Source organism: Rhizobium pisi (assembly GCF_003938655.1).
GTDB classification, from domain to species: domain Bacteria; phylum Pseudomonadota; class Alphaproteobacteria; order Rhizobiales; family Rhizobiaceae; genus Rhizobium; species Rhizobium pisi.
This window is the reverse complement of sequence record NZ_RJJT01000004.1, coordinates 18781-33933: the sequence shown is the minus strand read 5'-3', so window position 1 is coordinate 33933 and position 15153 is coordinate 18781. Positions and strand designations below refer to the sequence as shown.

Genomic DNA, 15153 nt, shown 5'->3' with positions numbered 1-15153 from the left:
CTCACTCGTGATAGTCATAGGCGGAAAAGCCATGGCGCTTGACCAGTTCGTCACGCTCGGCGGCCTTCAGATCCTCTCGCATCATTTCCTGCACAAGTTCCTCGAAGGTAATCTTAGGTGTCCATCCGAGTTTTTCCTTCGCTTTCGTCGCGTCACCGAGAAGGGTTTCGACTTCGGTGGGGCGGAAATAGCGCGGATCGACAGCGACGATGCATTTGCCTGACGGATCATAGCCTTTCTCGTCGATGCCTTCGCCCTTCCAAGAAATTTCTATGCCCACTTCACTTGCAGCTGCATCGACAAATTCCCGGACGCTGAATTGCACTCCGGTTGCAATAACAAAATCCTCGGGCGTCTCCTGCTGCATCATCAACCACTGCATCTCGACATAGTCCTTGGCGTGACCCCAATCGCGCTTGGCATCCATGTTTCCAAGGAACAGGCAATCCTGCAAGCCGAGCTTGATGCGGGCGATCGCGCGCGTGATCTTGCGCGTTACAAAGGTCTCGCCGCGCACCGGGCTTTCGTGGTTGAACAGGATGCCATTGCACGCATACATGCCGTAGGCTTCGCGGTAATTGACGGTAATCCAATAGGCGTAAAGCTTGGCGACGGCATAGGGCGAGCGCGGATAAAACGGTGTCGTTTCCCGCTGCGGAATCTCCTGCACCAGTCCGTAGAGCTCGGAGGTGGAGGCCTGATAGAAGCGGCAGGTCTTTTCGAGACCTAGAATACGCATCGCCTCGAGAATGCGCAGGGCGCCTAGAGCGTCGGAATTAGCGGTATACTCCGGCTCCTCGAAGGAGACCGCAACATGTGACTGGGCAGCGAGATTGTAGATTTCATCCGGCTGAACCTGCTGGATGATGCGGATCAGGCTGGAGGAATCCGTCATGTCACCGTAGTGGAGAATGAAACGGCGGCCGGTTTCGTGGGGATCCTGATACAGATGGTCGATACGGTCGGTGTTGAACAGCGACGCGCGCCGTTTCAGGCCGTGAACCTCGTAACCCTTCTCTAGAAGGAGTTCAGCCAGATAAGAGCCGTCTTGCCCTGTTACACCTGTGATTAGCGCCTTTTTCATGTGCTATCCATTCTTCCGTAAAGCGACCTGTAAAGCAGCATCGGCACGCTTGTGTTTCAAGAGATACGCGATATGGCGGATGATACGCTGCGCCGTATTCATCCTGCCATTAGCGTGGGCATGACGGAGCTCCGCCATTTCACGCGCACCCCGCTCACGAAAATCCGTTTGGGATTTCTGATTGCCGTGAACGCGGAACAATCCGAACAGCTCGGGCACATGGTTGAACACCGCCCCGGCCTGCATGAAACGCAAGATCAGATCCCAGTCCATCGCGAAGTGAAATCGCTCGTCGAAGCCGGCTCCCACCCTCTCCCATAGACCGCGCCGCCAGAACATGGTTTCCTGTGGTACGTAGTCGACAAACCGCAAGATCTCCTCGTCGTGCCCCGGCAATATCCAGCGACCGATCTCGCTTCCCTGTTCGTCGACAACAAGGCGGTTTCCGTAAATCACTTCGACCGAAGGGTTATCGCGAAAGTAGCGACCGACCAGATGAAGCGTTCCGGGTAGCAGCATATCGTCGGAATTCAGATAGGCCATGATCTCGCCGCTGCTGCGGGCAAAACCACGGTTCAGTGCATTTGTCTGTCCCTTATCGGCTTCCACAATGATGTCAACACCACGGTCGCGATAATTCGCGAGTATCGCTTGCGAGCCGTCGGAAGACACCGCGTCCTGAACGATGTACTGCAAATCGGGGTAATGCTGCGCCAGAACGCTGTCGAGCGTCATGCCGACGAACTTGGTCTGATTAAAGGACGGCGTAACAAGACTAATCCGCGGTAGATTGCGGTCATCGCCGGACCGCCCGATTGTGGCGATGCTAAGCGGACGCGGGGGATATTGCTGAAACAGGCCAAGCCGAAGGCCAGCCATGCGCCTTAGCGTTGTGCCGACGCCGAGCTCCGATAGGGTCGCCCTCATGCCAGGCCGCATTCCTTACGGAACCAAGTGGCATAGCGCGACAAGCCGGCCCGCCAGTCAATAGAGGGTTGCCAGCCCCAGACCACTGCCCGGGATATGTCAGCCTGGTAGTCGCGCGGATCGCCATGCCGCTCGGTGCCGCAAAACACGGGGCGGTCGTTCTTGCCCATAAGATCGAAGAGTTCGCCGACGACATCGGCGACGGTGACGGCGACACCGGAGCCGCCGTTTACCACCGGGCAGTGCGGGCCGGCATTATCCGCTGCACAGATCATGAGTTCGGCCGCGTCGGAAACATGCAGCCAATCGCGTGTTTCGAGCCCCGTCCCGAAAAACTCGGTCTCGTCAGCACTGATGCGGCGACAGGCATCCCAGAGGAGCTGTTTGCGGAAGCCTTCGCCGTAAATCGAGAACAGGCGGACGATTGCTGTGTTGAGTTTAAATAACCGCGCATAGTCGCGGACCAGCTCTTCGGCCAGACGCTTGTGTGCGCCATAAGGTGATGCAGGACGAAGGGGAGCATCCTCCCGTATCGGAAACTGCTCGGCGATCCCATAAACCGCGGCGCTCGACGGATAGACCAGAGTCGCCTGCGGGCATTCGCTGCGCACGAATTCTAGCAGATCGGCCGTGGCCGATACAGTCCTACGGAAATCCAAATACGGGTCGCTGATCGACGCACCCACGGAACCGCTGCCTGCACAATGAACGACGATGTCCGGACGAGTATCGAGAGAGCGCAGCGCTGCAAGAGAGACATCGTTTTCAGCCCAGCGCTCGACCCCCCAAGCGCGCTGTTCCTCGACGCCCCAACTGCCGTGACCGACGCCATGGACAGTCCAACCCTTGTGCGAAAGGGCAATAGCCACATGCCGGCCGATCGAGCCGTAGGCACCCGTTACTAACGCGATATCAGTCACTCTGCGCACTCAATGATCCTTCCGGGGGCCGCCCCACCGCGGCCGATATACCTTCTTGCGCTGCTCGCCGGGAAAGGCGGACGCGACCCTCCCGGTCAAATTCAAGCGGCCTTGCGACTCAACTCGCCTACAGGTTTTCCTTCTATGTGCAAACGCGTCCAGCATTCAAGCAGCACGAGCTTATAGAGGAAAGGCAGGCTGTAGGCCGATAGGTCCCGAGACTTCTCGGGCTCGATCAGGCCTTGGCGCACTAGGGCGCCATTTTCGACAAGCGGCAGGAAGTGAGTGACGATGCCGTGCATCCAATCGCGCACGGGCGGCGTGAAACCCTGTTTCTTGCGAGATAGGACATCGGCCGGCAAAGCGTCGTGTAGGGCTTCGACCAAGAGCCACTTGTGCGGCTTGTGCCAGTCGACGAGGCCGCTGTTACGCATACCCGTAACCCGGTCTACGAGCTCGACATCCAGAAGCGGCAACCGGCCCTCGACCGAATGCGCCATGCTCATGCGATCGAATAGGGCCAGGCAGTTCGACCGAAGCCAAGTGCGGTTCAAAAGGTTCGAGATTGCCAGATGCAGGGGGCCGGAGACGTCGAGCGCGGCCTCTTTCAGCCAGTAGCCCTCCGGCAGATGATCGAGTGCCTTTTCCGGCATGAGCTTCCGCGACCAGGCGTCTCCGTTGCGCAGATCGGGGTGAACCCCGAAGAAATCCGCCTTTTCGGGGGGCTTCTGCCCCATAAGCCGTTTCCACCAGGGCAGTTTCACCTTCTTGCCCGCCAGCAGGGTCTCGTTGCGCAACATGGCTTCGCGCACCCATTCGTAGCCCCAGAAGAATTCGTCGCCACCCATGCCGGACATCAAGACGGGATAGCCCGCCTCGCGGGAGGCCTTGGCAACGGAGTAGTAGCCGAAAGCCGCGATATCGCCAACCGGCGTATCCATGACTTCGACCAGTGCCGGGAAGCCGTCAATCACCTGGTCCGTGTCCAGCTCCACTTCCGTGAAGCCGATCCCGAGATCCTTCGCAAGGGTCTCGGCAAAACCACGCTCATCCGTCTCAGGGCGGCCTTTGTAACCGATCGTGAACGCATGCAACTGGCCCGGGAAATGCCTCGCCGTCAGCGCTGCGACTAGGCTGGAATCGATACCACCAGACAGCGCGACGGCGACTGGAACATCCGCCGTGCCCATAAGACGGCAGGCATTGTCGAGAATTTCCTCGGTAACCGCCACCGGCTTGCCGGCATCTTCTCGGACGTCGGAAAGATCCCAGTAGGATTGTGGCGCTTTATCGAGCGCGCCGGGCTTCAGCAGCAGGTAGTGGCCAGCCGGCAACAGTTCGAGACCCTGGAGTGGAGTCAGCGGCTCCGGAACGTATTGGAACGTCAGGAACATGTTGAAGGCCTCCGGCGTCAGCTTCAGCGGCTTAGGCATTACGGAGGAAATACTTCGGATTTCGCTGGAGAACCATATCCGCCCGGCATCGCCGCGATGCAGATAGAGGGGTTTTTCTCCCATCCTGTCGCGGGCCAGGAGCAGTGTCTGGTTACGCTTGTCCCAGAGCGCAAAGGCGAACATACCGCGCAGCTTGGCGAGGCAATCGACACCGTATTCCTCGTAGGCGTGGATGATCGTCTCGACATCGCTCAGGCAGGAGAACCGGTGCCCGAGCGCGCGCAGTTCCTCGCGCAGGGCATCGTGATTGTAGATCTCGCCGTTGCAAATGATGACGATGTCGCCCGTCTCGTTGAAAAGCGGCTGACGTCCGCCGGCGAGATCGATGATCGACAGGCGGCGCATGGCGAGCATTACATTTGTGTCGTCGAACATCCCCTCCGAATCGGGACCGCGATGCTCCAGCAGCGCGTTCATACGGCCGACGCCGGCTATGTCCGCCCTTGTCAGAGCCGAGTTTGAAATCATACCGCTAATGCCGCACATACTCGCCTTCCTGTTCCTCTATCCGGCTTTCGGCGCACGGCCGGCCGCTTCGTTCGCAATCGCGACAAACGCATGCGCGGATGCCACCCGCGCAGCATCGCGCCGATCGGCTGCCGCGCGTTCCGTCTCGACACAAGGTCCAGCCGTCGATCCTGGCAGTACCTGCTCGATCCGTTCAGCCATATCGTTCGCATCCGCCGCCCTGAACAGATGACACTGCTCAAGATCATTCAACTGTTCCTTGTGAACCGCGATATCAGATGCCAGGATGGGTCTACCCAGGGCCTTAGCATCTTCTATCACGGTGCTCCACCCCTCAAACAGAGAGGGTTGAAGCACGAGGCTTGCTGCACGGAAAAGTTCGATCTGATGGTCCCGAGGCACGAGGCCCAGGATCGTCACCTGATCGGCGATTCCCCAGTCGGTGAGGCTCCGGACCAGCCTGTCGTAATAGCCGGGATCGCGGCGATCCGATTGCAGGCCGGTGCAGACCATTCTCACGATCACTTTGCGATCCTTCAGGATTTTCAGTGCCCTGAAGGCCGTCTCGTGATCCTTGTGCTTCCAGAAATGGTTGGCAACGTAGACGAAGTGTTCCGGCACCCCGTAGGATTCAAGTATCTGCTTACCGGCTCCCACCTCGTCTGCCGCTATGCTGCTGCAGAACGACCAGACACGCGGCACGACCGTCGCATCAGGAAAGAAGCGCCGGAAATCGGTGAGCGCGGCATGGCTCGACAGGAGTAAGACGCCCTGTGTGGCCGCGATCGCGCCGATGCTGCGGGTGCGGGTCGCGAGTTCTTCCGCCGAAAAAAGCTCAGGGAAATGAAATATTTGGAAGTCCGGCACCCAGTAGAGATTGGTGCGCCAGCGCTGCGAGGCATCGAAGGCCGGGAAATAAACGGTGTCGCGCGCCGCCGGCCAGAATGCGCCGAGGGCCGGCGCCCGGCGAAGGATAGCCCGGTGAAGGCGCCGCGCGTGGGCCATCAATCCGGCTGCCCGGCGTCCGGCCGCCTGACGCGCCAGCACAGGATAGCGAAGCATTCGCCGAGCGAGCGCGGTTTCACCCGACGACAGGAATACAAGTCGCGTGTCAGGCTGATCTCCGACAGGCATCGAGGACAGGGCGGCCAGGAGATTGTCGATATAGATCGATCCGCCAAGCCACTGCTCGTCCTCCAGAAACTCGATCCGTAGCTTCAACCTCATGCACGGCCTATCCTATCGCCTGTCGGGCGATATCATGGAAAACCCGGCCGGCATCCAGGATGCGGCCTTCCATCTCGTGCAGCGCCTTCTGTTCCGATGCTCTGTCCGGCCCGGGTACGAGCCCGGGCCAGGCGGCGGCGAGCTTCGCAGCCAGATCGGAGGGCTCGTCGGGATCGAAATAGGTACAGCGAGCGGGATCTTGCTCACGATGAACCGGAAGATCCGACAGAAAGATTGGGCGGCCTATTGCGCGCGTATCCTCCACAACCGTGCTCCAGCCCTCGAACAGCGATGGCTGGACGATCGCCGCGGCGCGCCGGAAGATTTCCACCTGCGTAACACGGTCGATGAGGCCCAGAAGCTTGACTTGATCCTGGAGACCGTTCTCCTCGATAAAGGCGAGAAGCCCGGCAAAATGGCTTTCGTTGCGTCTGTCGGACTGCGCCCCTGTGCACACAAGTGGAATGGTAAGACCATGATCCCGCTTAAGGATTGTGAGAGCCTTCAGTACCGCAATATGGTTCTTGTGCGCCCAGAATTGGTTGGGCAGATAAAGGAATTTCGACGGCAGTCCGAACTTCCCGACTATCGAATCATCCGCTGCCCCTTGAGTCTCCAGCAGCGAGCAGAAATGCCAGACGCGTGGCGTCGCCGGCTGACCGGGATAAAAGGAGCGAAAGTCGGCAGCGGCAACCTCGCTGCTGAGTACGATCACACCGGGCTTTGCCGCCAATTCCGCGATGGAACGGTCGCGCGCGGCGATCTCGTCTGCCGAGAACAGATGGGGAAGATAACGGTGCTGAAAATCGGGGATCCAGCGCAAGGTCACCGCGCCTTCTACCTCGCGCCCGAAGCCCGGATAGACAATATCGATGGGGGGCTGGGCAATCTTCAGACCGATCTTTCGTGCGATACGCTTCAGCAGGCCTTTCTTGCGGCCCAAAGCGTCCGCTAGATGATTTTCCGCAAGGAACTTGCCGACTACATCCGGCGCGCCGAGGAGTTCGACATGCGGACGCTCGTTGGCCGGCAACCGAGAAAGGCAGATGGCAAGGTTTTGTAGATACAGCACGCCGCCCATCCAGGTCGGATCACTGATCAGCTCTATCCCGATGCGAAGTGTGCGTTCTGGTCCGTTCACGATGTGTGCAGCTCCCGCATCGACCGGCGCCAGGCCCGTTTCCTGCCTATCTTCGGTATCGGGTTCCAGGCGAGCCGGCGCAGGCGCTCCAGCTGGGGGCGGTCGGGGAGGTTCGAAAAGTCGATCGTCGTCAGCCCGAACCATCTCTCACTTTGCAGCGTGCGCAGAAGACCGCGCTGCCGCAGCGTCGCCACATCCAGGCCGACAGATTGCACGTCCGCTTCCTGCACCGGGCCCGGGGCGGCCACCAGGAACAACGGCAGGCGGATCACGCCTGGAAATATCTCCGGACGGCAGAGCACGTCGGCGCCGTCGGTTGCGATCGCGTTCCTGAACTCCCGAAACATCCGACGCTGATTGTGGATATACGCAATGGTGCGCCCTGGCAGAGAAGTGAGCCAGTAGATAGGCAGAAAGAGAGGTCTTACCCCAGTACGCAAGGTAAGATCGATGACGATGCGCTTGATGAGACGCATCCGGTTGCGATTGCGGTAGGCAGCCGGCGCATGACGGCCGATGAAGCGCCAATGGTCACGCACGTTGCTCATCGACCGGCGAGAAAACAACTCGTTCCAGATGGAGCGAAAAGTGCTGCGCCCCTGCGTGGGCACGATGCCGGTTTCCTCGATGTGCGCCATGATGCGGGTTTCATAGGTCACGCCCAGTTTGAAGCCATGGCTTTTCAAACGGCAGAAGAACTCGTAGTCGGCGAGGTAATGCGGCAGCATCTCGGCATCGACATTTCCCGCGGCGCGGATCATCCGCAGCGGGATGATGCTGCCCCGCCCCGGAAGCACATCCACGTCGTCGCGATAGATCTCGCCGGGATCGACATGCTGCCTTACCGAGAAAGTATAGCCTTCCCAGTCGACATATTCGCCGGCATCGAGCACCTGTTCCGGGTCCCTGCTGTCGACGATCAACCCGCCGACCGCCGCGTCGTGCTGAAGTGCGGCCTTGACTAGCGTCTCGACATAGTCGGAATCCAGAATCGTGTCGTTGTTCATCATCAGGACCAAATCGTCCGGTCGGCCGCCGAGTGAGAGCACATGGTCTATGCCCAGCGCCATGGATCCCGACCACCAGAACTCCTTGTCCGTTGTCAACACCGTGACATCGGGAAATTCGGCACGAATGGTTGCGACGCTCCCATCCGTTGAGCCGCCATCCGAAACGATGATGTTGATCGGTCTCCATGTCTGGGCCCGTAGGTAAGCAATACAGGCACGAGTAAAATGCAGCCTGTTGAAGACTGGAATGATCACATGCACGGTCGGTAGGCCGGAATCGGCCACCTCTGTCGCAGTGCCAAACTCCGCCTCGGTATTCATCGTCACTTGCCGATACCGGAAGAGGAATCGAGAATCTCCCCGTTTTTGCCGATCACCAGGAAGTCGATCTGGCGCTCCCAGTGGAAGGAGGTGAAGAACAGGTCGCGGTTGCGCTCGAAGAAATCCTGGAACGGGTTAGTATAGGCGCTTTGAAGCGCTTCGAAGAACTCGTTTCCGAGTTCACGGCGCTCGCTTTCGTTCCATTCTATCAGGCAGAGCGTATTTCCAAGCCTAATGCTGTGCCAGCGATGATGATCCTGCAGCCGGGTGAAATTAAACATCACATCCGAAAGACGCGTGGGCACTTCCAGATAGCCCCGCTTGCCGACGCGCGACAGTTCGCGCATCGCTTGGCCTGGATTGTCGAGGTGCTCCATCACGTGCGAGCAGAATACGAAGTCGTAGGCACCGTCTTCGAAGGGCAGCCTCTCGATATCGACCTCGAAAAACGTACGGCCATCGAGAACCATGGGTTCAACGCGATGCGTCGTTTCCTCGGGGAACTTATCGGCGAGATGATTGGCGCGCTGGAAAGGATATCCTCCGGATCCGACATCCAGCACAAGATCAGTCTCTGCGATGTCCCACTTCATCACCTCGTTCTGATAGGTCCAAGTGCTGCGTACTGGTTCAGCGCGTTTTTCAAGTCCCGGAGCCAGCATCCAGGCCTCTTTTGGCAACTGAGTCAACAGTAGCTCCTGCGCCGAGTGACGCAGATCCGCATCATCTTCTATCCCACTCGACCTCACCAGTTCCTTGACAATGGGAAGCAGCCAGCGCACGTCGTCAGCGCCGGCGGTCTTGGAGGACTGCGAGCGCGCTCTCATCCAAGCTTCGAACTTCTCGCGCTTGCGGCGCTCGAGACGGTTGACTATGCGTGTCAGCATCACTGTGTCCCAGTTTCGTGCGGGCGGGATATGACCGCCATTAATTCTTTCGTGACAGGCAGCGTCGAGACCCTGGCACCAAACTCGGCAAGCATGTCAGCGAAGCTCTCCTTGCTCCAGAACCAGTTGTGGCCGAGGAACTGGTCCCCCGTGCCGTCAGGCACAACGATCGCCACCGTGCCGCCGGGACGGCAGATGCGTACGAGTTCGGCGGCGACCCGCTTCGGATACTCCAGATGCTCGAGCACATCCGTGCACAGGACCAGATCGAAGGATGCCGTCTCGTAAGGCAGGTTCTGGTGGATCACGAACTGCTGGAACGCACCGTCAGGCATCGCTCGAGCCGCGCCTTCGACCGCTTTTCCCGAAAAATCGAGGCCGGAAACGGCGAGGGCCGGACGACGCCGACGCACTTCGCGAAGCAAATCTCCGACCCCGCAGCCAACGTCGCAGACGCTTCCGCTATTCGGGAGATGCACCTCGATAAGGTCCACGATCTCCGTTGTCAGCTTGTCGCGTGCATGGCCAGCTTCGGCCTTGAATGCAGCGAGATTGGAGCTGTCACCCCACAAGAGGTCGTAACCCTCTGCAGAGTTGTCCTCCGTCAGCCAGCCGACCCCTAGGTCGGCGCTACGCGTCTGGTCGGGAAGTAGCACGGCGCGATAGCGATTCTTCGGAACCAGCAGGAACCGGTCGACCGGACCATAGACGTACATGCCCTTTGGCACATAATCGTATTGACCTTGCGGGATATGATCCCATCCGTCGGCAGAATAGGGCGCGTTGCCGCGCATGTCACCTTCGCTCGTCGCCGGATAGAGGCGTTCGGCAACCCGTCGGAGCAGTTCCGCGCCCGTTTTGCGAATTCCTCCAATACTCAACCTGCTCTTTCCTTTTCGCATAGATAGACAAACGCCAAAGCATATCTCGGATCGTTTTCCTTCAAACCTTTCGCAAGGAAGGGCAATGCAAGGCATCGCAGCGCGACACGAGCGAAGTAGCCCAGCTTCGACCCCATTGCCTTCTTCTCGTGCAAAAACTCGGCGAAAATCAACCAGCGCCCACCAATGGATTGGCGCGACAGAACCTTGAAAGGCGAAAGCAGCTTGTCAAGGGCGGACGACGAAAACCTGAAAAAATCATCCGGGGCGGCGTGATAGTAATACATGAAAGGTACGACCAGAAGTAGGCGGCCTCCAGGCGTGAGAACGCGATATTGTTCCTTGAATGCAGCATCGAAGTCGAACAAATGCTCTAGCGCAAATACAGAAACAAGTGCGTCAACGGAACCGTCGGGCAGATCGATCTTCGTCATGTCCAAAACCATGTCGAAGCCGGGGACCACGTTGCTGGTCACATACGGCTGGTCCGAAGACATGAATTTCTTGTAGTAATCGCTGCCTGCTCCGAGTTCCAGGATCGCCCCGGTTCCAGCGAGAGCAGGCAAAAACTTGAGCATGGCCTCATCAGTCATGGCGCGCGCCGGGGTGCGCCCATCCGCCATGAATTCCGAGAGGAAGCTAAGTGGGAGCGCCGGGGGAGCGATTTTCTGAATCTCATCCGACGTCATCGTAAAGACGCCGCGCTGCTCTGCTGTTTTCTTGAAAAAAACGGTCATGCCTGGCTCCTTCCGTCCACAATGACATTCGCGATTTCCGGCAGAGCATGAGGACTGGGTTTGAGTTCGAACGTACTGTTCAGATGCATGACCGCGTTACTATCGGCATATAGAAACAGGTCCCGAGGGTGGAGGACTACGAACCTTGCCGCTCCGAACCAATAGAAAAGATGCACGCCAACCTCCTTGCGCGTAATCCCGATGTTGGCCACATAAGCGCCCGGCCTGAAATTCGGAGCCTGAACACGAACCTTCAACACGTAGTGGCCAGGCATGACTTTCGGCAAGGCCAGCCCCTGTTCGTAGTTGTCCAACGTCGCAATAAATCTGTAGTGAACGGCGTCGATAGTATAGCGGAAAAGTAAGTTCTCTTGCGGTTCCTTCACCTCGATCTCGGCAACGATCTCGATACTTTCTTTGAACTGAAATTCACCGCCGATCCTGGGTCCGGATTCGCCATTGATCGTTACAGACGTGCAGACAACATCCCCGGTACCGCCTTTGCTGTGACCATACTCGGCCTTGCTTTCCTCTTTATCTAAAGTGTCTTTATAATGAGCTGAAACTGCGCGTTCGAACTGGCTGGAAGCAATCGCGGCATTTCGGGAGTTTTGGTCGTCATAGGCACGAATTGTCTCTTCCGCGGGGCCATCGACCAAAACTGAGCCGCGATTCATGAACAAGCCGCGATCGCAGACCGACCAGATTGCACCTGGCGAGTGAGACACTAGAATGATGGCCGCTCCCTGGCGCTTCAGTTGAAGAATATGGTCAAAGCACTTCTTTTGAAAATTCAGGTCGCCGACAGCCAGCACTTCGTCCATTAGCAGCACGTCGGGACGGCTGAGCGCCGCGATCGCAAAGCCAAGCCGAACATACATGCCGCTGGAATAGTTGCGAACGGGTAGATCGATGAAATGATCCAGTTCAGAAAAGGCGATGATCTCATCCATCAGACCATCGATCTCCCGGGTCGATAGACCGAGCAGCGCACCGTTAACGTAGACGTTTTCACGTCCTGTCAGCATCGGCGCGAAGCCCGCACCGGCAGCGATCAGCGCGCCGACGCGACCGCGGATTTGGATACGTCCCTTGTCGGGCGCATATACGCCGTTCAGGATGCGCAGGAGTGTGGTCTTGCCGCAGCCGTTTACGCCCATGATACCGAGGGCTTCGCCACCATTAAGTTGGAAGCTGACATCGTTGACGGCCCAGAACTCGCCTTCTCGGAGGACATCCGTTGTGCTCGAACGACCCGCGAGTTTACGGACCGAATCGCGAAGTCCATATTTCATAGATTGCCGCAGAGTGAGCCCGAACTTCTTCGAGACACCTTGAGCGCGGATCGCCCAGTTATCGCTCATAGCCGCTCGGTTACCTTGTCCTTGATCAGATAGAAAGCGTGGACGCCAATCCACAGCACGATGCCCGAAAACAGCGTGGCAGCAAGATAGCCAGGCCAGTGGGAAACAGCACCGAGCACTATGATAGTGCGCGGCGCGTCAACCAGATAGGTTAATGGATTCCAGAAGACGACTTGCTGAAGAGCTGGGTTGGCAAACTGGGCTGTGTATACGACCGGAGTCACATACATGACCAGGTTGATCAATGTCACGAACATGCCGGTCACATCGCGCGCCACGGCGCCAACAACCGAGAGCATCAGACCGATACCTACGCCGAGCGCTAAGATAGGCAGAACGGTCACGGGATAGAGAACGACCCAGATCGACGGCAATCGACCGAAGACGAACAGCAGCAAAATAAGCACGATGACATTGACGAAGAGATTGTAGCAAAGCGATGCGAGGCCCGTGACGGCAAGGCCGATTTTCGGGATATTGGTGCGCATGACAAGATCGCTGTTGGCGATCAGTCCGTTCGCGACGACGGACAGCGCCGTGACGAAGATGCCCCAGACCGTCGTACCGACATAGACGTAGATCGGATAGGGAATTTCTGTGTCGCCAGGGTTCAGGATGCCTGTGAGCTGCATAAAGACGAAGCTGGCAATGCCGAGCAGCGGCACGAGCACGATCCAGAGATAGCCGAGCAGCTTCTGGCGGAAGCCGGCGACGAAATCGCGCTTGAAAAGGTGCCACAGAACGTGCCGCGACCATGAAAGCTCACGAGCGGCCAAAACGATGGAACCGATCGGTCCCAAGACGTCGCCGGCGGCTTCATAGGTTCGCACGATCTTTGCTGACTTGCTTGCGGGGCCCACTGTCATTGGCGCTCGCCTGCAACGGCGGGCTTGACCGCCAAGAAGGAGTAGAGACGCCCCGGCGTCTGATCGCGCGCATTCAGGGCCGCGATCAGACGCTTCAGCAGCATCCGGCCGAGGAAATGCTTGCGGTTGAAGATGATGTCGGTCAGCGACCGACCAATGATGGCGGCAGCAGGCCGGGTGCAATGGACGAAGCACTGTTCCGGCGTCATCGGGAAATAATTAATCGGCGAGTCCAGCGGCGCGAGCACCTTGTCGAGATGTAATCCGGCACCGGTCATTGCCGACAGATATTCCTGAAGCAGGAAGGCGTTTTCGCCGCCATAGAACTTGTGGAGCGTGTGTGCATCGAGGAAGGCCTGCAGATCCTCGCGGCGGCTGAGCACATGCTCGCGCGTTGCGATCATCACGCCGCCCGGCTTCAGGACACGGAAGACCTCGCGGCAGGTCTGCGGCAGATCTCGCGCATGGTGCAGCACCTGGCGGGCATTGACTACATCGAAGGTGTTGTCGGCAAAGGGCAGCTTCTCGGAATAGTCGCCGGCGACTTTGATCGTCAGTCCGCTGCTTGCCGAAAGGGAATGGATGGCACCGGCACCGACCAGCATGCTGGGGTCGGGTTCGAGAGCCGTCACGTCCCAACCGTCGCGCGCCATGGCATAGCTGCTGATGCCGCGGCCTGCGCCAAGATCGAGCGCAGTCCCGCCAGGTGTCGGAAGAAGAGCGGCGATCGCCTTCCATTCCGCACTTTCCCAGAATCGCTCGGCTGCATCCTGCAGCGGATCGTCGAAGTAGCAGGCACGCACCAGGGGCTGCTGATCCTTTTGATCGCGCAGCCATTGTACCGACTCTTCCCAGCTCATCAGTGCCATTCTATCGCTCCCGATCTTCGATCGTTACTTGCCGGCGGCGTCCAGCGCTCGTAGCGTGGTGTTTGCGCCGGTGATGACATCCATAACCGGCACATCGAGAATCTCCATCCGCCGCTTTTCGCCGCCCAGGAAATTCAGCTTTCCAGATTCATCGCGCGAATCCCGGAACCGCGAGTCGATGTAGGCTTCAGCCGCCGTCAACGCGCTGAGGCGGCCGAGACGGTCTCTTCGCACGAAGAACAAGTTGTTGGCGGCAGTATTGGACCCGACCAGTGCATAGCCCTTCTTGGAAGCGAGATGTTCGAACGCCCTTATCGAGGCGCCCCAGAACAGGTTCGAGTAATGCGCCTTCTCGCGCTGGAAAGCCCGGTCGTAGGGAACGGAAATTGCATAGTCGGGGCCGAAAACGCTGTTCCACTCGACAATGACGATGACCGGATTGCAGATGTCAATCTTTTCCCAGACCCAGTAATCGTTTCCATCGATATCTACGCTGAGAATGCCGACATCGCCATCAAATCCCGCATCGCCTATGAGCTGGTTAATGTTGTCCCGGTCGATCCAGGCATCCACTGCCGTCAGGTCATGACGCCAGTAAAGGTCCTGATTTCGGACGAAATCCATATATTCCTTGCTGCCGTCGATGATCAGACCGCGCCAATGATCGTTCATCAGCAAGAAGCGTGTGCTGGATTCGGAGTAGTTCTGAACGCCGAACTCGACGAAGCTTGTCTCTCTGCGCGTGATTCCGGTCTCGCGGATCAGGTATTGAAGTATGCCGTCCTCGCCGAACTGCGAAAACACTTTGAATTCCGCATCCTGAAGGCGCGCAAGCGGCGCCCGTTCGGAATTCTGCAACGCCAGCGCCCTGCCTTGGAGGATCATCAGATCGTCGATCTGCTGCCGGGTATTCGACAACCCGCGCGCGACCACGCCCTCTATATGTTGGGATACGGGCGTGGCGATCATGCGGGTGAGCTTATTCAGGAGAGACACG

The 15153-nt window shown here is 58.4% G+C and carries 15 protein-coding genes; 1 reads left to right on the top strand and 14 read right to left on the bottom strand.

From position 1 onward, the window contains the following. Position 1: 1 nt before the first annotated feature. The 5 genes from gmd to EFD55_RS06530 form a co-directional block, all read right to left on the bottom strand. Complete coding sequence (gene gmd / locus EFD55_RS06550) at positions 2-1084, bottom strand: GDP-mannose 4,6-dehydratase (RefSeq protein ID WP_125843809.1); 1083 nt, start codon at positions 1082-1084, stop codon at positions 2-4. 3 nt (positions 1085-1087) lie between these two features. Beyond that, positions 1088-2011 carry a glycosyltransferase family 2 protein gene (locus EFD55_RS06545; RefSeq protein ID WP_125843808.1) on the bottom strand — a complete coding sequence of 308 codons (924 nt, stop codon included), beginning with the start codon at positions 2009-2011 and terminating at the stop codon, positions 1088-1090. Continuing rightward, positions 2008-2931, bottom strand: coding sequence for an NAD-dependent epimerase/dehydratase family protein (locus EFD55_RS06540; protein WP_245438330.1), 924 nt, complete (start codon positions 2929-2931; stop codon positions 2008-2010). The genes EFD55_RS06545 and EFD55_RS06540 overlap by 4 nt, the downstream gene beginning before the upstream one ends. Before the next feature lie 101 nt (positions 2932-3032). Next, positions 3033-4871 carry an asparagine synthase (glutamine-hydrolyzing) gene (gene asnB, locus EFD55_RS06535; RefSeq protein WP_125843806.1) on the bottom strand — a complete coding sequence of 613 codons (1839 nt, stop codon included), beginning with the start codon at positions 4869-4871 and terminating at the stop codon, positions 3033-3035. An 18-nt stretch (positions 4872-4889) separates the two neighbouring features. After that, positions 4890-5858, bottom strand: a complete 969-nt coding sequence (locus EFD55_RS06530; RefSeq protein ID WP_245438406.1) for a glycosyltransferase — start codon at positions 5856-5858, stop codon at positions 4890-4892. On the opposite strand from EFD55_RS06530, the gene EFD55_RS33640 reads away from it, so the two are divergent. Beyond that, positions 5850-6068 (top strand): hypothetical protein, encoded by a 219-nt coding sequence (locus EFD55_RS33640; protein WP_245438328.1) that lies wholly within the window; start codon positions 5850-5852, stop codon positions 6066-6068. The genes EFD55_RS06530 and EFD55_RS33640 overlap by 9 nt on opposite strands. A gap of 19 nt (positions 6069-6087) precedes the next feature. Here EFD55_RS33640 and EFD55_RS06525 read toward each other — a convergent pair whose 3' ends face one another. Genes EFD55_RS06525 through EFD55_RS06485 form a run of 9 tightly spaced genes read right to left on the bottom strand, consistent with a single transcriptional unit; the run spans position 6088 to position 15152 of the window. Next, positions 6088-7221, bottom strand: coding sequence for a glycosyltransferase (locus tag EFD55_RS06525; protein ID WP_245438404.1), 1134 nt, complete (start codon positions 7219-7221; stop codon positions 6088-6090). Then, positions 7218-8552: a glycosyltransferase family 2 protein gene (locus tag EFD55_RS06520; RefSeq protein ID WP_125843804.1), complete on the bottom strand. Its 1335-nt coding sequence runs from the start codon at positions 8550-8552 to the stop codon at positions 7218-7220. Before EFD55_RS06520 ends, EFD55_RS06525 begins: the two co-directional genes overlap by 4 nt. 2 nt (positions 8553-8554) lie before the next feature. Further along, positions 8555-9439: a class I SAM-dependent methyltransferase gene (locus tag EFD55_RS06515; RefSeq protein WP_245438332.1), complete on the bottom strand. Its 885-nt coding sequence runs from the start codon at positions 9437-9439 to the stop codon at positions 8555-8557. Further along, the gene (locus EFD55_RS06510) at positions 9439-10320 is read right to left on the bottom strand and encodes a class I SAM-dependent methyltransferase (RefSeq protein WP_164737607.1); all 882 of its coding nucleotides are present in this window, start codon (positions 10318-10320) and stop codon (positions 9439-9441) included. The genes EFD55_RS06515 and EFD55_RS06510 overlap by 1 nt, the downstream gene beginning before the upstream one ends. Next, complete coding sequence (locus EFD55_RS06505; RefSeq protein WP_125843801.1) at positions 10317-11057, bottom strand: methyltransferase domain-containing protein; 741 nt, start codon at positions 11055-11057, stop codon at positions 10317-10319. Before EFD55_RS06505 ends, EFD55_RS06510 begins: the two co-directional genes overlap by 4 nt. Continuing rightward, on the bottom strand, positions 11054-12421 hold the full coding sequence (locus tag EFD55_RS06500; RefSeq protein WP_125843800.1) for an ABC transporter ATP-binding protein: 1368 nt from the start codon (positions 12419-12421) through the stop codon (positions 11054-11056). Before EFD55_RS06500 ends, EFD55_RS06505 begins: the two co-directional genes overlap by 4 nt. Continuing rightward, positions 12418-13287 carry an ABC transporter permease gene (locus EFD55_RS06495; RefSeq protein ID WP_125843799.1) on the bottom strand — a complete coding sequence of 290 codons (870 nt, stop codon included), beginning with the start codon at positions 13285-13287 and terminating at the stop codon, positions 12418-12420. The genes EFD55_RS06500 and EFD55_RS06495 overlap by 4 nt, the downstream gene beginning before the upstream one ends. After that, positions 13284-14156, bottom strand: coding sequence for a class I SAM-dependent methyltransferase (locus tag EFD55_RS06490; protein ID WP_125843798.1), 873 nt, complete (start codon positions 14154-14156; stop codon positions 13284-13286). Before EFD55_RS06490 ends, EFD55_RS06495 begins: the two co-directional genes overlap by 4 nt. A gap of 24 nt (positions 14157-14180) precedes the next feature. Beyond that, the gene (locus EFD55_RS06485; protein WP_125843797.1) at positions 14181-15152 is read right to left on the bottom strand and encodes a hypothetical protein; all 972 of its coding nucleotides are present in this window, start codon (positions 15150-15152) and stop codon (positions 14181-14183) included. Position 15153: the final 1 nt, after the last annotated feature.